Here is a 24,235-nt window from a genome sequence, read left to right as displayed (position 1 = left end):
CTCATCCCGCCAGGCTGAAGCGCTCGAAGTGGATCTGCGGCTTGGGCACGTCCAGCTCGCGCAGGCTGCCCAGGACCGCGTTCATCATCGGGGGCGGTCCGCACAGGAAGACGTCCCGCTCGGCGATGTCCGGCACGAGACGCGCCAGCTCGCCCGCCGCCAGCTTGTCGGGCACCGGCGGGCCGGTGACCAGGTGGAGTTCGGCGCCCTTGGCGGTCGCGAGGTCGCGCAGCTCGTCGTAGAGGACGGCGTCCCGGTCGGAGCCGACGCGGTAGATGACGACGGCGTGGCCCTGCACCTCCTCCAGGAGGGCCCGGATCGGGGTGACGCCGACGCCGCCGGCGATGAGCACGGACTCGGGCCGCGTGCGGTGCAGGGCGGTGAAGGCGCCGTAGGGGCCCTCGGCGAAGACGCGGGTGCCGACCTTGACGTGCCGCAGGGCGGCGCTGCCCTCGCCTGCCGCCTTGGCGGTCAGGCGCAGTGTCCTGCCGTCGGGGGCGGCGGAGAGGGAGAAGGGGTTGGCCTGCCACCAGCGGTCGGCGGTCAGGAAGCGCCACAGGAAGAACTGTCCGGCGCGGGCGGGCAGTTGGTCGAGGTCCTTGCCGCTGATGTAGATCGAGACGACGCTGTCGTTCTCGGGCACGACGGCCGTGACCCGGAACTGGTGACGCCAGTTCCGCCACAGCGGAAGCACCGCGCGGCCCAGGACGACCGAGCCGAGGGCCACGCCCCAGACGCCGTACCAGTACCCGGTGGCGACGGAGGAGGACGTGAAGGTCGTGCCGACGGCGACCTGGTGGGTGAAGGCCAGCACCACGGCGACGTACGTGTACAGGTGGACGAAGTGCCAGGTCTCGTAGGCGAGACGGCGCCGGGCGTACCGGGCGGAGACCGCACCGACCACGATGATCAGGCAGAACGCGACGACCGCGCGCAGGACGCCCTCGGTGGTCTCGGCGAGGTCGACGATCTCGCCGATCGGGCCCACGTCGGTGCCCTCGGCGTAGCCGAAGCTGATGAAGACGACGTGCGCGAGGAGCGTCCACAGGAGGCCGAAGCCGGTCCAGCGGTGCCAGGAGGTCAGCCGGTCCATGCCGATGCGGCGGTCGAGCCAGGGCAGCCGGGCCACCAGGACCAGCTGGAAGGCCATGACGAGCGCGGCATACAGGCCGGTGAGGCGGCCGAGCACGATGAGCGCGTTGGAGGCGAAGCCGGCCTGGGCGAAGAACCAGGCGACCACCGCCGCGTTGGCGGCCAGCACGGCGTAGAGCCCGGTGCGGGCCACCACCCTGGGGCGTTGTATCGCCGTGGGGGGCGCAGGGGGCGATTGGACGGTCGTCACGGGTCGTAGCTCCTTGATCGGGGCCTCTGGATAACCGAGCTTCTCCGGCGGGAGCTGTCGATTCGCTGTCGTACAACTTTCAAGAGGTTATCGATGTGGCCGGGGTGCCGACCCGGCCATGGCTTTCCGGCCGCTGTGAAGCACTATGAGCAGGTGGAAAAAGTACGACTCCTCGTCGTGGACGACGACCCGCCGATCGCCGACCTCGTGGCGACCGTCGCCCGCTACGAAGGCTGGGAGGCGGTCACCGCGAACTCCGGTGAGGAGGCGCTGAGCCGCGCCGCGGAGTTCCGTCCCGACATCGTGGTGCTCGACCTCATGCTGCCCGACATCGACGGCTTCGGCGTCCTGGAGCGGCTGCGGCGCTCGGGCACGATGGTGCCCGTGGTGTTCCTCACGGCGCGCGACGCGGTCGCCGACCGGGTGGCCGGACTGACCCGGGGCGGGGACGACTACCTGGTCAAGCCGTTCGCGGTGGAGGAGCTGATGGCCCGGCTGCGGACCGTGCTGCGGCGCAGCTCCGGGCCCGGCTTCCAGCGCTCGGTGCTCACGGTCGCGGATCTCACGATGGACGAGGACACCCGCGAGGTGCGCCGCGGCGACAAGCTGCTCACCCTCACCCCGACCGAGTACGAGGTCCTCAGGTACCTGATGCGCAAGTCGCCGACCGTGCTGACCAAGGCGCAGATCCTCGACCATGTGTGGGAGTACGGCTTCGGCGGCCGCTCCAACGTCGTGGAGCTGGTCGTCAGCCGGCTGCGCCGCAAGCTGGACGACACGGGCGAGCCCCTGATCCACACCGTGCGGGGCTTCGGGTACGTCATCCGGCAGGCGGCCGAATGAGATCGTCTTTCGGTCGGCTGCGTTCGGCGTACCGGAGGATGCGGCTCGGTACCCGTCTCGCGCTGGGACTCGGGGCGCTGGCCCTGGTGGTGTTCGCGGTGGTGGGCACCGCCCTGACCACGTACATGCGGGACTATCTGTCGGCCCAGCTCAACGAGCAGCTCTCGCTCGCCCAGGTCGCCCAGTCGAAGAGCATCGCCGAGTCCGGCACGCTCGCCGGCAAGAAGTACTGGAGCTGGTACTACGCGGTGTACGACGTCAAGGACGGCACCCCGCGGCTGCGCAAGCCCGAGGACCCCTCCGACCTGCCGGAGGACGTCGACGAGTTCACCGGCGTCGCGAAGTCGCAGACCCTCGCGCACACCGAGGTCCTGGCCACCGTGCACCTGAGTGGCCAGGGCGAGTACCGGCTGCGCGCCTGCGAGGTCGAGCCCGGGGTGGTCCTGGTGAGCGCGGCTCCCATGGACGACATCGACGCCACGGTACGGCGGCTGATCACGGTCCAGGTCGTCGCCTTCGGGCTCGCGCTGCTGGCGCTCGTGGTCGTCGGCCGCAAGCTGCTGCGCCGGGGCCTGAAGCCGCTGAGCGACATGGCGCACACCGCGCACGGCATCGCCCTGCACGACCTGACCGAGTCGGCGGCCCGGCTGCCGCTGCGTGCCGACAAGCGGGGCGGCGGTCCGGAGATCGAGGAGCTGCGGACGGCGTTCAACACCATGCTGGAGCACATCGACGACTCGCTCGCGGTCCGCGCGGAGGCCGAGCAGCGGCTGCGCCGGTTCGTCGCGGACGCCTCGCACGAGCTGCGCACCCCTTTGATGTCCGTACGGGGCTATGCGGACCTCTTCCAGTACGCCGCCGCGAACGCCCCCGAGGAGCGCGACAAGCACCTGGCCCGGCTGCGCGCCGAGGCCGCCCGCATGGGTTTCCTCCTGGACGACCTGCTGCTGCTCGCCCGCCTGGACGCGGCGGAGGTGGAGACCCCGCTCAGGCCCGTCGAGACGGACCTGGTGGAGCTGGTGGAGCTCGCGGCCGACGCCTTCCGCGCGAGTCGCCCGGACCATCCGCTGACGGTGACGCCGGGTCCCCTGGCCCTGAAGCTGCGGCTCGATCCGCAGCGCGTCCGCCAGGTCCTCGACAACCTCCTCGCCAACGCGGCCATGCACACTCCGCCGGGCACGCCGGTCTCCGTCGGGGTCCGCGTCCGGGACGGTCACGCCCGGGTGCGGATCGCGGACGCGGGTCCCGGCATCCCGGCCGCCGACCAGGAACGGGTCTTCGACCGCTTCTACCGCGTCGACAAGGCCCGCAGCCGGGACCGGGGCGGCAGCGGTCTGGGCCTCGCGGTGGCGAGCTCCCTGGTCCGGGCGCACGGCGGCACGATCGAGCTGGCCGCCGAGCCCGGCTCGACGGTGTTCACGGTGTCGCTGCCGCTGAGCCTCACGCGGCCGTGAGTCTTACGAAGCCGTGACGTGACGGGCGCGGTCCGGCCGTCCGGGCAGCTCACGGCCCTAGCGTGAGGGCATGCGCGTACTGGTCACCGGCAGTGCCGGTTTCATCGGGTCCCAGATCGTCGAGGCGCTCGTGGCACACGGTCACGAGCCCGTCCTGTACGACGTCCGGGCCGACCCGGCGTCCGACGTACGGGACCCCGACGCCGTCCGCCGTGCTCTGACCGGGGTGGACGCGGTGTGCCATCAGGCGGCGATGGTCGGCCTGGGCGTGGACTTCGCCGACGCCCCGGAGTATGTCTCCCACAACGACCTCGGCACGGCGGTGCTGCTCGCCGCGATGGCCGGGGCGGGGGTACGGCGGCTCGTGCTGGCCGGGTCGATGGTGGTGTACGGCGAGGGCCGCTACACCTGCGCCCGGCACGGGACCGTACGGCCGGGTCCGCGAGCCGTCGCCGACCTGGACGCGGGGCGCTTCGAGCCGCCGTGCCCGGTGTGCGGCGCGGCCCTCTCCCCCGGCCTGGTCGGTGAGGACGCCCCGGTCGATCCCCGGAACGTGTACGCGACGACCAAGCTCACCGAGGAGCACCTGGCGGCGTCCTGGGCGCGGGCCACGGGCGGGTCGGCGGTGGCACTGCGCTACCACAACGTCTACGGACCGGGCATGCCCCGCGACACCCCGTATGCCGGCGTCGCCTCCTTCTTCCGCTCCGCGCTCGCCCGCGGCGAGGCCCCGCGCGTCTTCGAGGACGGCTGTCAGCGCCGGGACTTCGTGCACGTGCGGGACGTGGCCGCGGCCAACGTGGCGGCGCTGGAGGCGAGTTCGAGGGGCGGCGCGCTCACCTCGTACAACACCGGAAGCGGCGAGCCGCACACGGTGGGCGAGATGGCCCGCGCGCTGGCCGGGGCCCACGGCGGGCCCGAGCCCGTGGTCACCGGGGAGTACCGCCTCGGGGACGTACGGCACATCACGGCGGACTCGGCGCGGCTGCGGGCGGAGCTGGGGTGGAAGGCCGAGGTCGGATTCGCCGAGGGAATGCGGGAGTTCGCGGGCGCCGGGCTGCGCGGCGCGTAACCGCGGTGGACCGGTGGTGCCGCCCGCGAAAGAAAGCGGCCGCGGGCGGCACCACCTCTGACTCGGCAAGCGGGCCGATCGCGTCGTCGGTCAGGAGACGGTTTCGGGCAGCAGCACCTCGAAGCGGCAGCCGCCGGGGACGTTGCGGACCGTGGTGCTGCCCCGGTGGGCCTCGACGATGCCCCGGACGATGGCGAGCCCGAGTCCCGCCCCGGCGGGCGGTGTCCGGGCGTGCGTGCCGCGCCAGCCGGTGTCGAAGACGCGGGGCAGGTCCTCCTCGGGGATGCCGCCGCAGCCGTCCGTGACGGACAGGACGACCCCCTCGGCGCGGTGTTCGGCGGCCACCGCGACCGTCCCGTCGGCGGGCGTGCGGCGGATGGCGTTGACGAGGAGGTTGCCCAGCACGCGGCTCATCTCCTTGCCGTCCACCTCGACCGGCACGGCCGCCACCCGGTCGCCGACCAGCCGTACTCCGTGTTCGCGGGCCAGGGGGTCGGCGCCCGCGAGGGCGTCCGAGACGAGGTCGTACAGGGAGATCCGGCTCGGGCTCAGCGCCAGCGTCCCCGCGTGGATGCGGGAGAGTTCGAAGAGGTCGCCGACCATGCCGTTGAGGCGTTCGACCTCGGTGCGGATCTGCCTCAGGTAGCGGGCGGGGTCGGCGGCGACACCGTCCTCCAGGGCCTCGGACATCGCGCGCAGGCCGGCCAGCGGGGTGCGCAGGTCGTGGGAGATCCAGGCGACGAGTTCACGCCGGGAGGACTCCAGGGCACGTTCCCGTTCCCGGGACTCGGCGAGCTTGGCACTGGTGGCCTCCAACTCCCGGCTGAGTTCGGTGAGTTCGGCGGTCGTGGGCCCGCCGGGTGAGGTGAAGTCACCGCCGTCGCCGAAGGAGCGGGCGGCGAGCGCGAGGGCCCGGCTGCGGGCGGCGACCCAGCGGCCGAGCAGCAGGGCGGTGGCCAGGGAGACCACGGCGGCCATCAGGACGACGGTCGTGACGACGCTCAGGTCGTGCCCGGACAGGAACATGGCCTGGGCGACCGCGAGGGTGCCGGCCAGCATCGCGGTGACGCCGACGGCGGCGACGACGGTGAGGTGCAGGGAGAGCGAGCGCCGCCGGATCATCAGCAGCACGCACGCGCCGAGGACTCCGGCCGTGACGGCGCCGAGGAAGGCGTAGAGGGCGATGAGGAGCATGTCGTTCACGGGTCACACCTCCGCGTGTGAGCCGTCGAAGCGGTAGCCGACGCCCCACACGGTCTGGATCAGGCGGGGCCTGGCCGGGTCGTCCTCGACCTTGCCCCTGAGCCGGCGCACATGGACGGTGACGGTCGACAGGTCGCCGAAGTCCCAGCCCCACACCTCGCGCATCAGGTCCTCGCGGCTGAAGACCCGGCCGGGGTGCCGCAGGAAGAAGGCGAGCAGGTCGAACTCCCGGATGGTGAGGGCGAGTTCGGTGCCGTCCTTGCGGGCGCGGCGGGCCGCCGGGTCCATCGAGAGTCCGGCGGCGCCCAGGTGGCCGGACGGCTGGGAGGGCCGGGAGCGGCGCAGCACGGACTCGACGCGCAGGACCAGTTCGCGGGGGCTGAACGGTTTGGTGACGTAGTCGTCGGCACCGACCTCCAGGCCCAGGATCCGGTCGTCCTCGTCGCCGCGCGCGGTGAGCATGATGACCGGGACGGGTCCGCGGCCCCGCATCCGGCGGCACACCTCCAGACCGTCCATGCCGGGCAGCATCAGGTCGAGGACCACGAGGTCCGGGCGGTTGGCGGCGGCGCGGGCGAGTGCGTCGGGGCCGTCGGCGGCCCGGTCCACGAGGTATCCGGCCCGGTCCAGATAGCCGGCGACCACCTCGGCGACGGTGGGGTCGTCGTCGACGACGAGGACCCGGGGCCGGGTCGGTGTGTACTGCTGCTGCTCCATGTCGCAAGCCTCGCACCGCGGGTGCGCATGTGCCGCCGACGGCCGCCGACGTCCTTGTTTCGTAAGGAGCCGGAGTCGGGTTCGTCCGTTTTGCGCTCGTAGGGTGAACGTCGTGACGACCCCTTCCGCAAACGAACCGGCGGCGTCCGTGGACGTCGTGCTGCCCTGTCTCGACGAGGCCCGGGCCCTGCCGTGGGTGCTGGAACGCATCCCCCCCGGCTGGCGCGCGCTCGTCGTCGACAACGGCTCCACGGACGGCTCGGCCCGTATCGCCCAGGCCCTCGGCGCGACCGTCGTCCGCGAGGAGCGGCGCGGTTTCGGTGCCGCCTGCCATGCCGGGCTGACCGCGGCCACGGCCGACATCGTGTGCTTCTGCGACTGCGACGCCTCCCTCGACCCCTCGGATCTGGTGCCGTTCGTGGACGAGGTGCTGGCCGGCGAGGCGGACCTCGTGCTCGGCCGGCGCCGTCCGCAGGCCCGTGGTGCCTGGCCGCCGCACGCCCGGGCGGGCAACTTCGCGCTCGCCCGGCTGCTGCGCCGCCGGACCGGTCTGCGCCTGCACGACCTGGGCCCGCTGCGCGCCGCCCGGCGCGGGCCGCTGCTCGCCCTCGGCCTCACGGACCGGCGCAGCGGCTACCCGCTGCAGATGGTGGTGCGGGCGGCCGACGCGGGCTGGCGGATCGCCGAGCACGACGTCCCGTACCGGCCGCGCACCGGCGCCTCCAAGGTGACGGGCACCTGGCGGGGCACATGGCAGGCGGTGCGGGACATGAGCCAGGTCCTGTCCGAGTCGGAGACGGGGGTGCGGGCGTGACCACGCTGCTCGTCATCGCCAAGGAGCCGCGGCCGGGGCGGGTCAAGACCCGGCTCACCCCGCCGTTCACCCCCGAGGAGGCGGCCGCGCTGGCCGAGGCGTCCCTCGCGGACACCCTCGACGTCGTGGCCCGCACCCCGGCCCGCCGCCGGGTCCTGGTCCTGGAGGGCGCGCCGGGCCCCTGGCTGCCGCCGGGTTTCGATGTCGTACGGCAGTGCGCGGGCGGCCTCGACGAACGGCTGGCCGCGGCCTTCGCGGGCTGCGACGGCCCGGCCCTCCTCATCGGCATGGACACACCTCAGGTGACTCCGGAACTGCTCACGGTGGACTTCTCCGACTGCGACGCGTACTTCGGGCCTGCCGAGGACGGCGGCTTCTGGGCGCTGGGTCTGGCCCAACCGGATCCGTCCCGACTGCGCGGAGTGCCGATGTCGACACCCCGGACCGGAGCAGCCCAGCGCGCCCGGCTGACCGGCCTGCGGGTACGGCAACTGCCGCCGCTGCGGGACGTGGACACGGCGTACGACGCGGCGCTGGTGGCGAAGGCGGCACCGGACGGACGGTTCGCGGCGGAGCTGGAACGACTCGCTGGGGCGGGGCGATGAGGGGGCCGGGGGTTGCGGAGGCGGGGCCCCGACGGGCGGACGGAGAGAGCGGCGCCGGCCCCGGGTCGCACGGCGAGGCCGACAGCCCGCGGCGGGGCGGGATCGGCCGGCAGCGAGACGCCGACCCAGCACCACACGAACCGAACCTGACCACCACACCCGACACCGGGCCCGGAGCCCGGCCACCCGGCACCGGCGACCCGCGGCCGCACGCCACGGACGCCCCCTCCCACGACGGCACCTGGTCCGCCGACCCCTATGCCCAGGCGCTCCGCACCGGTCAGGGCCCCCTGTTCCTGCGCCGCTCCGACGGATGGCTGCTCCTGCTCGAACTGGAGCGGTGGTGCGCGGCCGCGGACGCCGCGGACCTGGAGGTGTTGCGGCGCTGCGAGGGCGCGGTGCTGGACGTCGGCTGTGGTCCGGGGCGGCTCGTCGCCGCGCTCGGTGCCCGCGGTCGGCGGGTGCTCGGCATCGACGTGAGCGAGGCGGCCGTCGCACGGACCGTCGCGCTCGGCGGGCAGGCCCTTCGGCGGTCCGTCTTCGAGTCCTTGCCGGGCGAGGGCCGCTGGGGCACCGCGCTGCTGATCGACGGCAACGTCGGCATCGGCGGCGATCCCCAGGCCCTGCTCGACCGGATGGCCCAACTCCTCGCTCCTGGAGGCCTGTTGATCGCGGAGACGGTCACCGACCCGGACATCGACGAGCGGGTCCAGGTGCGGGTCACCGATGCCCGGGGAGCCACCGGCAACCCGTTCCCGTGGGCCCGGCTCGGCAGCCCCGCCCTGCTGCGGCACGCGGCCCGCACCGACTGGGCGCCCGTGGATCAGTGGACGGCGGGCGGCCGTTCCTTCGTGTCCCTGCGCCGCCGTACGACGAAGACCACCGCCGAACCACCGAACAGCACAGCCGTCACCAGCAGCCAGCGGGCCAGGAAGCCGTCCGGGGACAGGCCGGTCGCGGAGGCGTAGCGGTCCGCGACCCGCCCGCTGATCAGCGGGAACCACACGAGCAGGAGCAGGAGAGAGAGGGCGGCGGGGACCCGGACGTACATCACGTGCCGCCCCGCCGTCTTCACGAGCGCCCGGTCCGCCGCCGCGTACAGCGGCAGCAGCACCACGTCGTGCACCACGGCCGCCCCCACGAACCACAGCGCGACCCCGAACCAGTCCCCCGCAAGGAGCCGCACCCCCGCGTACCCCGCGAGGGCGAACGAGCAGACGAGCAGGAGGAGTTGGAGAGGACTGCCGAGAGGGATCCGCATCACAGGTCTCCGAACGTCAGCCGGGCCACCCACTTGGTGTTGAGCACACCGGGCGCCGCGGGCACGATGATCCGGGCCGGGTGGCCGTGGTCGGGGGTCAGGTCCTCGCCGTTGACGGACAGGGCCAGCAGGGACCGCGGATCGGCGACCTGGTTGGCGCGCAAGGCGGCCCGCCGGAAGGCGCCGTGCCGTTGCAGCGACTCCACGAAGACGTCCGGCGGATCGTCCTCGTACCCGACGAGCGCCGCGAGGTCCCGCAGCCGCACCCCGCGCCACCACTGGTCGGAGGTGGACCAGCCCTCCACACAGGCGATGGGCAACGACGAGCTGTGCAAAGGAAGTTGGAGGAGTTCCGCGCGGCCGAGACGGACGGTGCGCCCCGCCCGCCCCACGACGACGAGCCGCCAGGCCTCCTCGCTCGTCTCACCCGGATCGATCCCGGCGTACGCGGCGGTCTTGTTGATCTGGAAGCCGCCCGGCCCGGAGCCGGGTTCGGCGCCCCCGTGCGGGGCGAGCAGGGCGGTTCTGCGGAGCACGCCGTCGAAGTTCTGCCCGGCCGTGGTGGCGAACAGCAGCAGCGAGCCGCTCCCGACGAACCAGAGGGCGCCGCGCCGGGACACCGTCGGCGGGGCGGGGTTCGGGGACACCAACTCGGTCTTCTCCTCATGGAGTCGGCGCAGATTCCGCCAGGCGAGCGGCGCCTTCAGGACGGCATGGGCGACGAACGCGCTGAAGAAGACCCACGCGCCGTAGAAGTGCAGGGGATAGAAGGAGCCCGGGAAGACGTAGTCCAACTGGACGTTGAGCACTCCGGTCACGAACTCGAAGAGGGCACCGCCGACCAGCAGCAGCAGCGAGATCCGCTCCAGGGCGTGCGCGAGCGACCGCGCGGGCGGCAGCGTGAACAGCTTCGGTACGACCGACCACAGCTTGGCCAGCAGGACGGGGATCAGGGTGATGCCGAGGGTGACGTGGATGCCCTGGTTCAGCCGGTACAGCCAGTGCGGGTCGGTCGGCCAGGAGAAGAGGTAGAAGCCGAGGACGCCCTTGTCCGGGGTCTTGTCGTTCACCGGCGAGAGGTCCGGGTTGTAGGCGGCGTACGACAGCAGCCCCGTCACGAACAGCAGAGTGATACCGCCGAGGAGCACGACCCCGAGGACCGAGGTGAGCCAGGGGCCGCGCAGCGGACTGCGCCAGAAGGAGGGTGCGAAGGGAGACCGTGGCATGCCCCGACGGTAGGCCCGCGCCACCTGGGAAACGGGTCCGCGAACCATGACGAAACTCTGACGTCCTCGCATGTCAGCCGTCCGGGGGAGGTCCTGCGGCCTAGCGTCGTCCGCGTGAACCGGGACCTCCTTCGTGACCTGTACGCGGCCGTGTGCGCCGCGCTCCTCGTGCTGACCGCCGTACTGGTCGGCGCGGCGATCCAGCACCGGGACGGCTCGCTCCGCGTCGGCTGGCCGCCCCTGCTGGCGAGTTGGGACCCGCATGTCGGCCCCGGCACCCCGGCCGCGGTCGTCGTCGCGGCCGCCGTGGTGGCATACGGCCCCTCGCTCGCCGCCCGCCTCCCCTGGCGCCCGCTGCTGTTCGCCGTCTGGGGCACGGGGACGGCCTGGACCTGGTCGCTGGCCCTCGTGGACGGCTGGCACCGGGGCGTCGCCGAGCAGCTGACCACCAGGAACGAGTACCTCCCGGCCGTCGGTCGCTTCCACGACATCCCGGCGGCCCTGCGGGACTTCACCCGGCACATCCTGATCGACTCGCCGGACAACTGGGGCGCCCACGTCGCGGGGCACCCCCCGGGCGCCACCCTCACCTTCGTGCTGCTCGACCGGATCGGGCTGGGCGGCGGGGGCTGGGCGGGAACCTGGTGCATCACCCTCGGCACGACCGCGGCGGTCGCGGTCCTGGTCGCCGTACGGACCCTCGCCGACGAGTCGCTCGCCCGCCGCGCCGCGCCCTTCCTGGTCCTGGCCCCGGCCGCGGTCTGGGTGGGCACGTCGGCCGACGGGTACTTCGCGGCGGTGGCCGCGTGGGCGGTGGCGCTGCTGGCCCTTGCGGTGCGGGGGGTCCGGCCGGGGCTGAACGGCCTCTGCTCGGGGTTGTTGTTCGGGCTGACCGTCTATCTGTCGTACGGCCTGACGCTGATGGCCGTCGTCGCGGGGGCGGTGCTGTGGGTGGGGCCCTCCCGTCGACCCCTGTGGTTCGCCCTGGCCGGCTTCGTGGTCGCGCCGGTCGTCTTCACCGCGCTGGGGTTCGAGTGGTGGGAGGGGTACCGGATTCTCGTCACCCGCTACTACCAGGGGGCGGGCGGGGTTCGGCCCTACGGGTACTGGGTGTGGGCGAATCTGGCGTGCACGGTGCTGATCGTGGGGCCGGCGACCGTGGCGGGGGTGCGGCGGGTCGTCGTTCGGCTGCGGCCGGGTGGGGGCTGGTCGCGCAGTTCACCGCGCCCCTTGGCGGTGTTGGTGCTCGCCGCCGCGCTGGCCCTGCTCATCGCCGATCTCTCCGGGATGAGCAAGGCGGAGACGGAACGTATCTGGTTGCCGTTCGCCGCATGGCTGTTGCCCGCTTGTGCGTTTCTGACGGGGGTGCGGGGCTGGCTCGTCGGGCAGGCCGTACTCGCACTGCTCCTGAACCATCTGCTGCTCACGGGGTGGTGAGCCCTCACGGCAGCGGCAGTTCGGTCCAGATGACCTTTCCGTCGGGGGTGTAGCGGGTCCCCCAGCGCTCGGTGAGCTGGGCGACGAGGAAGAGACCACGGCCGCCCTCGTCCTCGGTGCGGGCGCGGCGCAGCCGGGGCGAGGTGCCGCTGCCGTCGGAGACCTCGCAGATCAGGGCACGGTCCCGGAGCAGCCGTAGCTGGACCGGGCCGGTGGCGTGGCGGATGGCGTTGGTGACCAGTTCGCTGGCGACGAGTTCGACGGTGAACGACAGCTCGTCCAGGCCCCAGGCGGCGAGCTGTTCGGTGACCGCGGCGCGGGAGCGGGAGACGACCGCCGGGTCGCTCGGCAGCTCCCACTGGGCGACCCGATCGGGGCCGAGTGCGCGGGTGCGGGCGACGAGGAGGGCCACGTCGTCGCTGGGGCGGGCCGGGAGCAGCGCGTCCAGCACGGCCTCGCAGGTCTCCTCCGGTGACCGGTCGGCACGGGCCAGGACGGTACGCAGCCGCTCCAGGCCGGCGTCGATGTCCTGGTGCCGGTCCTCGATCAACCCGTCGGTGTAGAGCACCAGTTGGCTGCCCTCGGCGAGTTCCAGCTCCACCGTCTCGAAGGGCATGCCGCCGAGCCCGAGGGGCTGTCCCGAGGGCAGGTCGACGAACTCGACGGTGCCGTCGGGGCCGACGACCGCGGGCAGGGGGTGTCCGGCGCGGGTGAGGGCGCAGCGCCGGGACACCGGGTCGTAGACGGCGTACAGGCAGGTGGCCCCGACGATGCCGGAGTCCGCCTGGCTGCTGTCCACCGCCCAGCCCTCGCCGCGGTCCAGGCGGCCCACCAGGTCGTCGAGGTGGGTGAGGAGTTCGTCGGGCGGCAGGTCCAGGGAGCAGAAGTTGTGCACGGCGGTGCGCAGCCGGCCCATGGTGGCGGCCGCGTGCAGTCCGTGACCGACGACGTCGCCGACGACCAGCGCCACCCGTGCCCCGGACAGCGGGATGACGTCGAACCAGTCGCCGCCGACACCGGCCTGCGCGGGCAGATAGCGGTAGGCGACCTCGACGGCGCTCTGCTCGGGGCGGCCCTTCGGCAGCAGGCTCCGCTGGAGGGCGAGTGCGGTGTTGTGCTCGCGGGTGTAGCGGCGAGCGTTGTCGATGCAGATCGCCGCGCGTCCGGTCAGCTCCTGGGCGAGGGACAGGTCGTCCTCCTCGAAGGGGGCGGGGTGCTCCGAGCGGTAGAAGCTGACCACGCCGAGGGTCGTGCCGCGCGCCCGCAGGGGCACGGTGATCAGGGAGTGGATGCCGGCGGTGAGCACCCGGGCGAGCCGCGCCGGGTCCTGGGCGAGCCAGCCGCCCGCCTCCGCGAGCACCGGTTCGAGCACCGCCCGCCCGGTCTCCAGGCTGCGGGACTGCGGGGTGGAGGGCACGTAGCCGACCTGGTCGCCGACGCCGTACAGGTCGGGCTCCTCGCGCACGCTGCCCACGGCGACCCGCCGCAGCGGGGTGTCCGCGCCGAGCGGTCCCGGCTCCTCGCCGTGCAGCACCGGGTCCGGGAGGTCCACGGACGCGAAGTCGGCGAACCGCGGTACGGCCACCTCCGCGAGCTCCTCCGCGGTCCGTGCGACGTCCAGCGTGGTGCCGATCCTGATCCCGGCCTCGTGCAGCAACTCCAGGCGCCTGCGCGCGAGTACGGCGAGCCGGCCCACACCGGGGTCGCCGAGGAGGAGCAGACGGTCGTCGGTCACGGGCTCGGGGGCGGAGGGCTGCGGGGACGGGAGGAGAAGCGTGGGGAGGGGCGGTGACGTGGGCGAACCGGGCAGGCCGGTGGCCGTCGCCCGCTTCTTCGGCGTGGTGATCCTGGAGGTCGGCACCGCGACGGCGGCCTCCGTCGCGAATCCCGGCACCGGCACCACCCCGGCCACGATGGCCGGTCTGTCGACGGTCCCCGGCCCCGCGAGCCCGACCGGCCCCACCCCCGCACCGCCCAGAATCCGCGCCTCGACCACGACTCCCGTCTCCCCCGCCGCTCCCCGCACCTGGCGGCGCAGCAACAGGGCGCTGCGGCCGCCCGACAGCATCACTTCGTCGAGGGTCCGGTGCGGCGCGGCGATGAGCTCCTCGGCCTTCTCCCGCAGGACGGCCAGATCGATCCGCCCGAGGCGAGCGCCCGACCCCTCGCCGTACCGCCCCGGCCGCGTGGCCGCGGGCTGCTGCGGCCACCCGTCGGCGGCCCGCCCGGCGCGCCGGTATGCGGCGAGCAGCGCCCGTTCCCGCTGCGTGGCCTGTTCCAGCAGCCGCGCCTCGATGTCACGGGCGGCCTCGCGGACCAGCCGCAGCATGAGGGGGTCGCCGTCGTCCCGCAGACAGGTGAGATCGAGTACGGCCTCGATGTGCCCGCTGAGCGGGTTGCGCACCGGCGTGCCCGCACAGGCGAAGGGCTGGAGGCAGTCCGCGAAGTGCTCACGCCCCACGACGTAGACGGGTCCGCGCTCGGCCAGCGCGGTGCCGACCCCGTTGGTGCCGACGACCTGCTCGGAGGCGTCGAAGCCCGGGGCGAACCGCACGTCGTCCAGCCGCCCCCGCAACAGCCGGTCGCCGCCGAGCCGCTGGACCATCCGGCCCTGGCTGTCGCAGAGCGCGATGGTCATGCCGACCTCGGACAGCGAGCCGGTGAGCCGTTGCAGCACCGGCTCGGCGGCCCGCAGGAAGGTGTCGTCCAGGGCCAGACCGGGTGCGTACGGCACCAGCAGCCGGTCCGGCTCGAGACCGACGGACCTGCACCGCTTCCAGGAGTCGAGCACCGCGCCCCGGACGTCCGCGTCCACCCGGGCACCGGTCAGGAACCGTTCGTGGGCGTCGACCAGCCCACCGATGTCGTCCCAGGTGACGGACAACGGAATCACTTCCCTCACCCGGAGGCGGCCCGGTCGCTCGCCGCCACTCGGCTCGCCCCCCGGCGCCCTCCAAGCCCCTACACCGTAGACCCCTTGTGACGTGCATCACAACACCCGTCGGGAGGGGGCGTCAGCAGGTGGCCACGCCGTCCAGCCAGGCCGGGCCCTTGATGTAGATGTTGGTCATCCACGAGCCGTCGGTCAGTTTCGACCAGGCGTCGTTGGTGTAGCCCTCGGCCGTCACCTCCTGGGCGTGCTTCTGGCAGACCACGTTGACCGTGGTCGGCTGCGCGAAGTAGTCGACCACACCGGCGTTGACGTTGGGCTCGCTGTGGGTGCGCACCCCGGTGCCCCAGGTCTGGAAGGCCTTGCTGCCACCGGACGGCGGCGGGGTGCTGCTGCCGCCGCAGTCCGGTATGCCGGGCAGCCACGCCGGGCCCTTGATGTAGATGTTGGTCACCCACGAGCCGTCGGCGAGCTTGGCCCAGGCGTCGTTGGTGTAGCCCTCGGCGGTCACGGTCTCGGCGTGCTGCTGGCACTGGACCGACACCTGGGTCGGTCCGGGGAAGGTGTCGACGACGGCGGAGCCCACGCTCGGCGTCCTGTGCGTGCGCACTCCGGTGCCCCAGGTCTCGAAGACCGTGCCGCCGTTCGCAGGCGGCGGGACGGGGGTGCCGGAGCCGTTGATCCGGATTGCGCCCGCGTAGTCGCCGCCGGTGCGCACGGACGTGACCCTGATGTGGGTGCCCGACTCGTACGCCTCGACCATCTGGCCGCCGCCCAGGTACATCGCGACGTGGTGGATGTGGCCGCTGCCCCAGAACATCAGGTCCCCCGGCAGCAGCGGGGCGGTGCCCTGCCCGGCGGAGAACCGGGCGGAGGCCTGCGAGCTGTGGAACTGGTCGTCGGCCGTGCCGTTGAGCAGGTCCTTGCCGGTCGCCCGGTAGTACGCGTACCGCATCAGGCCCGAGCAGTCGAAGCCCTTGCGCTCGCCGTCGTGGAGGCTGTCCGGGTCGGAGCCGTCGTAGAAGCCGTAGCTGGCGCCGGGTGTGGCGGCGTGGCCGCCGCCCCAGCTGTACCAGACGCCGATCTGCGAACAGGCCGCGTCGACGGCGGCCTGCGCGGTGGCCGAGGCGCCGGGCGCGAGGACACCGCAGGTGGCGTCCTGGGCGGCGTGGGCCGGGGCGGAGAAGAACGCGGTGAGCGCCAGCGCCGAGGCGCCCAGGAGCGCGCCGCTGGTCCGACGGCGCGTACTGATGGTCTTCAAGGGACTCTTCCTTCGTCGAGGTGGTGTCGGCGGGAGGCCGGTGACGCCGGTGGGAGACGCGGGTGGCACACCCCACCCCCGTGGGGGAGTGCCACCCGGGCTAGTGGTGGAGGGCGGCACGCATCTTGGCGAGGCCGCGCAGGCGGTTGCGCTGGACCGTGCCGCGATGGGCGCCGAGGCGCTCCCCGGCGGTGTCGTGGGTGAGTCCCTCCAGGTCCACGAGGATCACCGCGGCGGCCTCCTTCTCGGAGAGCATGCCGAGCAGCGCGAGCGCCGTCGCGGAGGCCTCGTAGGAGGCGAGTCCGCCGTCCCAGCCGGCTTCCGGCAACTGGTCTGTGGTGCGCTCGCGGCGGGAGGGGTGCTGCCAGGAGTCGCGCAGCAGGTTGAGGGCCACGGCGCAGGTGTAGGCGTACGGATGCTGCTGCCGCGTCAGGCTCTGGGAGCGGGCCCGCCGGGAGAGCCGCAGATAGGTCTCCTGGAGCAGGTCGTCGGCGTCGTGCGGATTGCCCGTCAGTGCCAGCAGCCGTCTTCGCAGACGTGGCATGTCGGCCGTGAAGGACGCGTCGAAGTCTCCCGGGGTCATCCGGTTGTCCGGGCCCGTCCGGTTGTCGGCCTCGCGCGGTGGTGGCGGACAGGTGGCATGGCTGTGCATTTCTTTCCCCCTTCGTGGTGTGCTTCGTGCGCTGTCCCGCTCCGGTGGTCAGGCCGGAGGGCGGGGCGGGTCGACGGGGCCGTAGCGAGCGGCCGGCACGCGGCGCAGCAGGGCCCAGTACCGGTCGCCGTACGACCAGTGCCACCACTCGGTCGGGTAGTTGACGAACCCGGTCGCGGTGAGCACCCGGCGCAGCAGGGCCCGGTATTCGCGTGCCTCGGCGCCGATGCCGGGCGCGTCGGTGCGGCAGGCGCCGGCGCTCTCCTCCGGGGTGGCGTTGACCTCGGTGCCGAGCGGCAGTTCCCGGCCCGTGCGGTCGCACAGGGTCAGGTCGACGGCGCCGCCACTGACGTGCGGGGCGACCTCCGGCGGCGAGATGTACGCGCTCGCCAGCTCACGGATCCGCTCGGGAGCCGCGTCCGGGTGAGCCTGCCGCATGGTCTCCGCGTACTGCTCGAAGTACCGGCGCTGGAGGTCCGGCGGCCGGTACCCCTCCACCACCAGGAACCGGATCCCGGCGGGCAGCAGCCGCTGCGCCCGCACGAGCCGCTGCAGCGCGCCGACCCGCAGATGGGCGTAGCTCCCCTCGTCGTCGGCCTGCCGGGCGTCGAGCCGCAACCGGCCGTCCTCCCGCAGATCGACGAGCGGTTCCCCGCACTCGTCGTGCGTCACCGCGGCAACCCTGGGATCCGCGAGCGTGATGATGTCTGTCACGAGAAGAGCGTCGCGGGGTCCTCTGCAAATGCTCTGCAGATCGCCTGCAAGCGGTGGGCCAAGGGTTCCGCAGCGCTTCGCGCCCACTTCGCTCCTACGCCCGCTCCAGCGCCTCCCGAGCCCCCAACTCCCGGAAAACTCCCATCGCTTCGGCACGGGCGCCCGAAGCCGCCCCCGCCTCCCCGTCGGCCTCCCACACCTCAGCCAGGTCCCAGAGGGTCCGCGCCCGCCACAGCGGCAGCCGCAACGCCTCCCACAGCGACAGCGCCCGCTCCAGCGGCCCCCGCGCACTCCCGGCGTCACCGGAAGCCAGAGACCACTCCCCCAGCGTTCGCAGCACGAGTGCCTCGCCGAACCGGTCCTGTCGCTCCCGCGCCAGCTCCAGACACCGCCCCAGCCGTTCGCGCGACTCGTCCAGAAGACCCAGCCGCAGCTCCACCTTCGCCAGCGACTGCTCCGTGTACATCACGCCGAACGTGTCGTGGAGGCCGACGAAAACCCGCAGCACACCCCGCAGCAACCGTTCGGCGTCCTCGTACTCCCCCTCGGCCCGGTGGCAGAGGGCCAGCGCGCGCAGGTTCAGCGCCTCCCCGTGCCGGTCGTGCTCCGCGCGATACAGCTCCAGGGCCTGCGCGAAGGCCTCACGGGCCGCGGGGCCGTCGCCCTGTTCCCGGTACACGTAACCGAGGCCGTACAGCACCCGGGCCCGGGCACCGCGGTCGTCGAGCCGCCCGTACCGCTCCAGCGCCGCGTCGAGCAGCTCCGACGCCTCGGCGTAGCGGGCCTGTTCACGCCGGGCCGTGGCCATGCCGAGCAGGGCCTGGGCCGTCCCCTGCGGTCCGTCGTCCTGTGCCTCGAAGAGTCTCAGGGCGTCGCGGTAGTAGGCGTACGACTCCTCGAACTCGTCCTGCTCGTAGCGCAGTTGACCGACCCCGGTGAGCAGCCACGCCTCCCCCTCGCCGTCACCGCTGCGCCGCACCGCCGCCATCGCAGCGGTGTGCGAACGGGACCAGGCGTCGAACTGGTTGTACAGCGCGACCGAGCTCGCGATCAGCGCGCCGGCGAGATCCCGGGCGGCGCGGTCCATCCCGTGGTCGGCGCAGTACTCCACCGCCGCCAGCAGACCGGCCTGTTCGGCGGCGAACCAGGCCGCGGGACGGCTCAGCAGATCCTCCTCGGCCTGCGGATCGAGCGGGTCGACGGGCCGTACGGCGGCCGGTTCGGGGAAGTAGCGTGCCGTGCCGCCCGGGCCCCGCGCGGCGGCCTTCTCGGCCAGCCCGAGCCAGCACTCCACCAGGCGCCGCACGGCCGCCGCCCGCTCCTCGGCGCTCTCCTCCGACAGACAGCGCTCGCGGGCGTGCTCACGGGCCAGGTCGTGGATGCGGTAACGGCTGCGGCCGGTGCCGTCCACGCCGATCACGTCGATGAAGTGGCAGTCCACCAGCCGCTCGACGGCCTCCTCTGCCTCCTCCGTGCCGATGTCCAGCAGGGGCGCGGCGATCCAGGCCGCGAAGTCGGGCAGGTCGAGCAGGGCCAGCCGGCGCAGGGCGCGCCGCTCCTGCGGATCGAGGTCGGCGTAGCCCAGTTCGAGGCTGGTGCGCAACTCCAGGTCGCCTGCGCGGAGTTCGTTGAGCCGAAGGCGCTCGTCCCGCAGGCGGGCGGCGAGCCGGCCGGGCACCCAGTGCGGCCGGGCCGCGAGCCGCGCTCCGGCGATGCGCACGGCGAGCGGCAGGCGCCCGCACAGGGCGACGATCTCGGCGGTCTGTTCCGGCTCCGCGCGGACGCGGTCCGCTCCGGCGACCCGTCTGAGGAGCTCGAGTGCCTCCTCCTCGTCCGGGACGCTCAGATCGAGATGGGCCGCACCCTCCAGCGCCACCAGTCGGCGCCGGCTCGTGACGAGCACCGCGGAGCCGGGGCCCGGCGGCAGCAGCGGCCGTACGTGCGCCTCGCCGGCGGCGTTGTCGAGGATCAGCAGGATGCGGCGGTGGCCGGTGTACGTGCGGTACAGCCCCGTCAGTTCCTCGACGGAGCTCGGCAGCGTCGCCGGTTCGGCGCCCATGGCCCGCAGCAGCCGGGCGAGGGCGTCGGCGGGTTGCAGCGGGGCGGTGTCGGCGGCCCGCAGGTCCACGAACAGGCGGCCGTCCGGGAAGAGTTCCGCGGTGCGATGGCCGACGTGGACGGCGAGGGCGGTCTTGCCCGTTCCGGAGCGTCCGGAGATCACCCCGATCGGCGGGGCGGTACGGCCGGGGTCGTCGACCCGGCCCAGCAGCGAGACGGCCCAGTCGATCTGGTCCGACCGGCCGACGAAGTCGGCTATGTCCGGGGGGAGATGGGACGGGGCGGGTCTCGGGGACGGCGCGTCCGGTCCGGTGCCGACCGCGGTCGTGGGGCTCGTGGTCCGCTGCCGGGCCTTCGAAGCGGCGGCGGCCTCCTGCGCCGACGGGCCGGAGCCGGAGCCGAGCGGTGAGGGGTCGTGGGGGCGTGCGCCGGAGCCCGGCGGAGCGGAGTCGTCGCGTCCGGAGCCGGTGCGGGAGCCGGTGCCGAGCAGCGAGGAGTCGTTGGTCAGCACGGCCTTGTGCAGCGCCCGCAGTTCCGGCCCGGCGTCGATGCCCAGCTCCTCGCGCAGGACCTCGCGGCCCTCCTGGTAGGTGCGCAGGGCGTCGGAGACCCGTCCGGTGCGGAACAGCGCGGTCATCAGCTGGCCGCGCGGGCGTTCCCGGAGAGGGTGGGCTGCGACGTGCGCGAGCAGGGGCGCGATGGTGCGGTCCGCGCGGCCGAGCTCCAGCTGGAGGCCGAAGGACTCCTCCTGGGCGACCAGCCGCAGTTCGCCCAGCCGGGCCGCCTCGATCCGGGCGAACGACTGGCCCAGCCCTTCCATGGCCTCCTGACCCCGCCAGAGCCCCAGTGCCTCGGACAGCAGCTCGGAGGCCTCGTCCGCGCGGCCCCGGGCGGCCTCGGCCCGGCCCGACGTGAGCAGTTCCTCGAAGCGACGGGCGTCGACCTGGGAGGCGTCGAGGTCGGCGACGTATCCCGGCGGCCGGGTGCGGATCACCTCCGCCTCACCGACGCGGGCGAGCGCGCGGCGTACCGCGGAGACATGGGTGGCGACGAGGGCGGTGGCGGTGGCGGGCGCCTGCTCGTCCCAGACACAGTCCACGAGCCGTTCCGTGGAGAGCACCTCGCCCAGATGGACGACGAGTACGGACAGCACCGCCAGGGGTCTGACCCCGCCGAGCGGGGCCCGTCGGTTCCCCTCCCACACCTCCACCGGACCCAGTAGACGTACCTGGAGCATGGTCCCCCGATCGCCGCACCGCCCACCCCACGGATACGCGTTCGACGATATCGACGGGCACTGACAGTTCATGGCGTGGTCACAGCCGCCCTGGCCGGATCCGACCGGCCCGCCACCCCGGGGCGGACCTCGGACGGGGCCTGGAACCCGGAACGGGCGGTGCACCTGTCGGCTTCCCCGCCGAACGGTGGTTGGCCGGATTTCGACAGTGGGCGCAGGTCCTGCTCGTCCGAGGGACGGCTGGGCGGGGCCGCTCGTATGAGGGCCCGCCGGTATTTCCTGCGTCGGAGATTCGTGTGCGTCCCGCGACACGCAGTTCTGACCGCCGCTCTGCCGGCGGGGACGGCAGCGCGTCGGTCAGTTCCGGACGGTTCTCCGCCTCGTCGTCACTCTGCAGGTTTCCGCCACCCGAGACAGAGAAGACCCATCGCGCGCCGTCCTCGTATGACCGCCGACTCAAGAAAAAAATCCGCGGCCCGAGGGTCATACGGACGCGCCTTCCGGGGCGTCAACGGCTCGTAAGAACAACCCAGTTCGACTTCACCCCGGGAGCATGCCGATGAAGCGCGCCGATGTCCCGCGCCGGATGGTGGTACCGAGTGGACGCAGCACGCGACGCGCGACCACCACGGTGGGCGCGATCGCCGCGCTGGCCTCGCTCGTGCTGACCGGTTGCACGGCGGCCACCGATGCGGCCCACCGCGCCTCACCGGCCGCACAGACCGAGGCCACCACGGCCGGCGAGAAGCTCACCTACGCCCAGGACCTGCGGATCTCCGACGCCGAGCAGCACCTGATCACGGTCTGCATGAGGAAGCGGGGTTTCCGCTACCGGGAGGCAAAGCCGCTGAGCCTGGAGGAGAGCCGGCCGGTCGGCTACGTCCAGGACGACGTCGACTGGGCGCGCAGCCACGGCTACGGCAGCCGGATCACGGCGAAGGAGGACCGCGCCCGCCTGCGCAACCCCAACATCGCCTACCACAAGTCCCTTTCCCGCTCGCGCCAGAAGGCTTTTGACATCGCGATGGACGGCGGCCGGGACGCCGTACTGCTGAAGTCACCGACACCGTCCGGCGGCACGATCACCAAGCAGTCCGGCGGCTGCGCCCGCCAGGCCGAGAAGATGCTGTACGGCGATCCGGCGGCATGGTTCCGCTCCGACGTGGCCGTCAGAAACCTGCGCCCCCTGTACGTGGGCAAGCTGCTGGGCGACGAGGAGTTCAAGAGCGCGGTGGCCGCCTGGTCGCGCTGCATGAACAAGGCGGGCCACCCCTTCCCCGACCCCGATGCGGCACGCCAGTCCACACGCGAGCCCAGCGCGCAGCAGACCCGGGCCGAGGAGGCCAGGACCTTCGCGAACGAGACCCGGATCGCGGTCGCCGACGCCACCTGCGCCCGATCCGTCTCCCTCCGCTCGATCGGCGAACGGCGCGAGGCCCACTACGTCGGCGAACTGACCAAGAAGTACGGCCACGCCCTCGACGCCCACCTGCGGATGCAGCGGCACGCCCTCACCGTCGCCGAGCGCACTGTCCCGGCCCGCACCTGATCCGGGTCGCCCCGGCCCTCGACATCCGTGACCCCGCGTCACGGACGGACCCGCGACGACGCTCGCGGATCGTCACCTCACCATCCCACCCACGCCTCCCACGAGGCGCAAGCAGAACAGGAATCCGTCATGCGCAAGCTGACCGTCTCCCTTGCCACCCTGGGCCTCGCGGCCCTCGGCATCGCCATCCCGGCCACCGCCCACGCGGGCCCCGGCTGCAACGCCAACTGGAACTCGCACGGCCGCGACGGCAACGTCCGCGCCTGGGACGGCACCGACTGCGGCGGGGAACTCCTCGGCGTCACCCCCGGCAACGACCCCGAGTGGGACGACAACCTCGGCCCCTTCCAGGGCAACGACGTGAACCGCGCCTCGTCTGTCATGAACAGCGGTTTCGTCGGCGGCAAGGACGTCGTGGCCTTCTACTGGCGCGGCCAGTACGACGACACGTCGTACGGCTGCCTCCTGCCGGGCGAGAAGTACGTGGACGACCTCAGCCGGAACCACTACACCAACAACGTGAACATGAACAACTCCATCGAGTCGCACGCCTGGGTGACCTCGACCGCCTGCGCCCCGGGCTCCTTCATCAGCTGAAGCCCCTTGTCGCGACGGTAGTTCCCTTGACCGCCCCGGCATCCCGAAAGGGTGCCGGGGCGACCCGTTTCCGCACCGACGCCCCACCCCGTTTCGCCCACCCGCCCGCACCCCTTCGACTGCCGGACATTTGAACGTCACACCGAGCGGGAACGTTTCCCTCGTCCCCTCTGCATCGCCTTGCCTCCGTCATGCCCCGTGTCCCGCACGGGGCATGACGCGAAAGGACGACGTGCGCCGTGTCCCTGCTTCCGCTCGAAGGTCCCCCGGGGCCGCTCCCCGCCCCCGTCCCCGCCCCGCTCCCGATCAGTGCTCCGGCTCCCGCTCCCGCCGGTTCCCGCCGCTCCCCGACCCGTCTCACCCGCCGCCTGCTCACCCTGCTCCCCGTCCTCCTCATCGGCATCTGGGCGGCGCTGGACTGGCGTGCCCTGTACGACGGCACCGCGCGGCTGGCCACCGCCGACCCCTGGTGGCTGCTCATCGGGCTCTTCTACACCTGCCTGGGCTGGGTGTCCGCCTCCGTCGTCCGGCAGGGTGCCCTGCCCGAGCGGCTGCCGTCGGGGCTGCTGGTCGCCTCGCAGTTCGCCGCCGGCGCGGCCAACCATGTGCTGCCGGCGAGCCTGGGCGCGCATGCGGTCACCCTGCGCTTCCTTCGGGGGCAGGGCATCCCGCTGGGCCGCGCCACCGCCTCGCTCGCCCTGTACTCGCTGGTCAGGCCGATCGCCAAGACGCTCGTCCTGATCGGCTTCCTGGTCGCCATGCCCGGTCTGCTGCGGCTCGGTGAACTCGTCCCGGACCGGCGCATGCTGTTCCTGCCCCTGGTGGCCGCGGGACTCGGGCTCGGCGGCACGCTCCTGGTGCTGACCCTCGTCCGCCCGCTGCGCCGCCCGGCGGTCACGTTCGTGCGCACCGCCCTGACCGACGCCCGCCGGCTGCACACCATGCCCAGCCGGGTCCTCGCCCTGTGGGGCGGCGCGGCCGCCGCGCCCCTGCTGCAGGCGAGCGTGATCCACGCGGTCGGCGCCTCGCTCGGCGTGACGCTGTCCTGGGCGCAGGTCGCGTTCGCGTACCTCGCCGCGAGCAGCGCGGTCGGATCCGTGCCCGCGCCCGGCGGCATCGGCCCGGTGGACGCGGCCATGGTCTTCACCCTCGCCGTCTACGGCGTCCCCGTGAGCCTCGGCACGGCGACCCTCATCGGCTACCGCGTCCTGACGGTGTGGCTGCCCCTGTTGCCGGGTGTGCTGTGCATGTCGGCCCTCGTGCACCGGAAGGCACTCTGAACACCCGGGCACCATTGAATGAT

At 73.2% G+C, this 24,235-nt stretch carries 19 protein-coding genes and 1 pseudogene; 10 read left to right on the top strand and 10 right to left on the bottom strand.

Annotated elements, in window-relative coordinates; translation table 11 throughout:
- Nucleotide 1 precedes the first annotated feature (1 nt).
- On the bottom strand, nt 2-1,342 hold the full coding sequence (locus RNB18_RS20045) for a ferredoxin reductase family protein (RefSeq protein ID WP_311715445.1): 1,341 nt from the start codon (nt 1,340-1,342) through the stop codon (nt 2-4).
- Between the two features lie 153 nt (nt 1,343-1,495).
- On the opposite strand from RNB18_RS20045, the gene RNB18_RS20040 reads away from it, so the two are divergent.
- The 3 genes from RNB18_RS20040 to RNB18_RS20030 all read left to right on the top strand — a co-directional run bounded on the left by RNB18_RS20040 (nt 1,496) and on the right by RNB18_RS20030 (nt 4,711).
- Nucleotides 1,496-2,185, top strand: a complete 690-nt coding sequence (locus tag RNB18_RS20040) for a response regulator transcription factor (RefSeq protein ID WP_266509420.1) — start codon at nt 1,496-1,498, stop codon at nt 2,183-2,185.
- Complete coding sequence (locus tag RNB18_RS20035) at nt 2,182-3,639, top strand: sensor histidine kinase (protein ID WP_311715444.1); 1,458 nt, start codon at nt 2,182-2,184, stop codon at nt 3,637-3,639. The genes RNB18_RS20040 and RNB18_RS20035 overlap by 4 nt, the downstream gene beginning before the upstream one ends.
- A 70-nt stretch (nt 3,640-3,709) precedes the next feature.
- Nucleotides 3,710-4,711 (top strand): NAD-dependent epimerase/dehydratase family protein, encoded by a 1,002-nt coding sequence (locus RNB18_RS20030; protein WP_311715443.1) that lies wholly within the window; start codon nt 3,710-3,712, stop codon nt 4,709-4,711.
- Between the two features lie 90 nt (nt 4,712-4,801).
- Here RNB18_RS20030 and RNB18_RS20025 read toward each other — a convergent pair whose 3' ends face one another.
- Together RNB18_RS20025 and RNB18_RS20020 are read right to left on the bottom strand one after the other, a co-directional pair.
- Entirely contained in the window at nt 4,802-5,914 is a 1,113-nt protein-coding gene (locus tag RNB18_RS20025; protein ID WP_311715442.1) for a sensor histidine kinase, read from the bottom strand.
- Between the two features lie 3 nt (nt 5,915-5,917).
- Entirely contained in the window at nt 5,918-6,631 is a 714-nt protein-coding gene (locus tag RNB18_RS20020) for a response regulator transcription factor (RefSeq protein ID WP_311715441.1), read from the bottom strand.
- A 103-nt stretch (nt 6,632-6,734) separates the two neighbouring features.
- Here RNB18_RS20020 and RNB18_RS20015 point away from each other — a divergent pair, with 103 nt between their 5' ends.
- The 3 genes and pseudogenes from RNB18_RS20015 to RNB18_RS20005 all read left to right on the top strand — a co-directional run.
- The gene (locus tag RNB18_RS20015) at nt 6,735-7,445 is read left to right on the top strand and encodes a glycosyltransferase family 2 protein (protein ID WP_311715440.1); all 711 of its coding nucleotides are present in this window, start codon (nt 6,735-6,737) and stop codon (nt 7,443-7,445) included.
- Entirely contained in the window at nt 7,442-8,050 is a 609-nt protein-coding gene (locus tag RNB18_RS20010; protein ID WP_311715439.1) for a TIGR04282 family arsenosugar biosynthesis glycosyltransferase, read from the top strand. The genes RNB18_RS20015 and RNB18_RS20010 overlap by 4 nt, the downstream gene beginning before the upstream one ends.
- A pseudogene (locus RNB18_RS20005) lies at nt 8,047-8,697 on the top strand (class I SAM-dependent methyltransferase); the annotation flags it as partial. The gene RNB18_RS20010 and the pseudogene RNB18_RS20005, both read left to right, overlap by 4 nt.
- 176 nt (nt 8,698-8,873) lie before the next feature.
- On the opposite strand, the gene RNB18_RS53710 reads toward RNB18_RS20005, so the two are convergent.
- On the bottom strand, nt 8,874-9,311 hold the full coding sequence (locus tag RNB18_RS53710) for a hypothetical protein (RefSeq protein WP_359376970.1): 438 nt from the start codon (nt 9,309-9,311) through the stop codon (nt 8,874-8,876).
- The gene (locus RNB18_RS20000) at nt 9,311-10,537 is read right to left on the bottom strand and encodes a molybdopterin-dependent oxidoreductase (RefSeq protein ID WP_311715437.1); all 1,227 of its coding nucleotides are present in this window, start codon (nt 10,535-10,537) and stop codon (nt 9,311-9,313) included. Before RNB18_RS20000 ends, RNB18_RS53710 begins: the two co-directional genes overlap by 1 nt.
- A gap of 114 nt (nt 10,538-10,651) precedes the next feature.
- On the opposite strand from RNB18_RS20000, the gene RNB18_RS19995 reads away from it, so the two are divergent.
- Nucleotides 10,652-11,974 (top strand): hypothetical protein, encoded by a 1,323-nt coding sequence (locus RNB18_RS19995; RefSeq protein WP_311715436.1) that lies wholly within the window; start codon nt 10,652-10,654, stop codon nt 11,972-11,974.
- Nucleotides 11,975-11,978: 4 nt separating this feature from the next.
- On the opposite strand, the gene RNB18_RS19990 is transcribed toward RNB18_RS19995, so the two are convergent.
- The 5 genes from RNB18_RS19990 to RNB18_RS19970 all read right to left on the bottom strand — a co-directional run bounded on the left by RNB18_RS19990 (nt 11,979) and on the right by RNB18_RS19970 (nt 20,786).
- A complete protein-coding gene (locus tag RNB18_RS19990; RefSeq protein ID WP_311715435.1) occupies nt 11,979-14,867 on the bottom strand; it encodes a SpoIIE family protein phosphatase in 2,889 nt (962 codons plus the stop codon).
- A 121-nt stretch (nt 14,868-14,988) separates the two neighbouring features.
- Nucleotides 14,989-16,125, bottom strand: a complete 1,137-nt coding sequence (locus RNB18_RS19985) for a C40 family peptidase (protein WP_311715434.1) — start codon at nt 16,123-16,125, stop codon at nt 14,989-14,991.
- 100 nt (nt 16,126-16,225) lie between these two features.
- Nucleotides 16,226-16,777, bottom strand: a complete 552-nt coding sequence (locus tag RNB18_RS19980) for an RNA polymerase sigma factor (RefSeq protein ID WP_311715433.1) — start codon at nt 16,775-16,777, stop codon at nt 16,226-16,228.
- A 48-nt stretch (nt 16,778-16,825) separates the two neighbouring features.
- A complete protein-coding gene (locus RNB18_RS19975; RefSeq protein ID WP_311715432.1) occupies nt 16,826-17,491 on the bottom strand; it encodes a M15 family metallopeptidase in 666 nt (221 codons plus the stop codon).
- Between the two features lie 94 nt (nt 17,492-17,585).
- Nucleotides 17,586-20,786 carry an AfsR/SARP family transcriptional regulator gene (locus RNB18_RS19970; protein WP_311715431.1) on the bottom strand — a complete coding sequence of 1,067 codons (3,201 nt, stop codon included), beginning with the start codon at nt 20,784-20,786 and terminating at the stop codon, nt 17,586-17,588.
- Nucleotides 20,787-21,345: 559 nt separating this feature from the next.
- Here RNB18_RS19970 and RNB18_RS19965 point away from each other — a divergent pair.
- From RNB18_RS19965 to RNB18_RS19955, 3 genes are all read left to right on the top strand, one after another.
- A complete protein-coding gene (locus RNB18_RS19965; RefSeq protein ID WP_311715430.1) occupies nt 21,346-22,335 on the top strand; it encodes a hypothetical protein in 990 nt (329 codons plus the stop codon).
- Nucleotides 22,336-22,464: 129 nt separating this feature from the next.
- Nucleotides 22,465-22,932 carry a hypothetical protein gene (locus RNB18_RS19960; RefSeq protein WP_311715429.1) on the top strand — a complete coding sequence of 156 codons (468 nt, stop codon included), beginning with the start codon at nt 22,465-22,467 and terminating at the stop codon, nt 22,930-22,932.
- A gap of 239 nt (nt 22,933-23,171) precedes the next feature.
- The gene (locus tag RNB18_RS19955) at nt 23,172-24,212 is read left to right on the top strand and encodes a lysylphosphatidylglycerol synthase transmembrane domain-containing protein (protein ID WP_311715428.1); all 1,041 of its coding nucleotides are present in this window, start codon (nt 23,172-23,174) and stop codon (nt 24,210-24,212) included.
- Nucleotides 24,213-24,235 lie beyond the last annotated feature (23 nt).

This window comes from Streptomyces doebereineriae, from assembly GCF_031845645.1.
In the GTDB taxonomy this organism is placed as follows: domain Bacteria; phylum Actinomycetota; class Actinomycetes; order Streptomycetales; family Streptomycetaceae; genus Streptomyces; species Streptomyces canus.
This window is presented reverse-complemented; position numbering and strand designations above follow the sequence as displayed.

Excerpts from the sequence above, each read along its gene's own strand:
- RNB18_RS19980 (WP_311715433.1), bottom strand. The coding sequence starts at position 16,777 with ATGCACAGCCATGCCACCTGTCCGCCACCACCGCGCGAGGCCGACAAC.
- RNB18_RS19965 (WP_311715430.1), top strand. The coding sequence starts at position 21,346 with ATGAAGCGCGCCGATGTCCCGCGCCGGATGGTGGTACCGAGTGGACGC.
- RNB18_RS19970 (WP_311715431.1), bottom strand. The coding sequence starts at position 20,786 with ATGCTCCAGGTACGTCTACTGGGTCCGGTGGAGGTGTGGGAGGGGAAC.
- RNB18_RS20035 (WP_311715444.1), top strand. The coding sequence starts at position 2,182 with ATGAGATCGTCTTTCGGTCGGCTGCGTTCGGCGTACCGGAGGATGCGG.
- RNB18_RS20020 (WP_311715441.1), bottom strand. The coding sequence starts at position 6,631 with ATGGAGCAGCAGCAGTACACACCGACCCGGCCCCGGGTCCTCGTCGTC.
- RNB18_RS19960 (WP_311715429.1), top strand. The coding sequence starts at position 22,465 with ATGCGCAAGCTGACCGTCTCCCTTGCCACCCTGGGCCTCGCGGCCCTC.
- RNB18_RS20000 (WP_311715437.1), bottom strand. The coding sequence starts at position 10,537 with ATGCCACGGTCTCCCTTCGCACCCTCCTTCTGGCGCAGTCCGCTGCGC.
- RNB18_RS20030 (WP_311715443.1), top strand. The coding sequence starts at position 3,710 with ATGCGCGTACTGGTCACCGGCAGTGCCGGTTTCATCGGGTCCCAGATC.
- RNB18_RS53710 (WP_359376970.1), bottom strand. The coding sequence starts at position 9,311 with ATGCGGATCCCTCTCGGCAGTCCTCTCCAACTCCTCCTGCTCGTCTGC.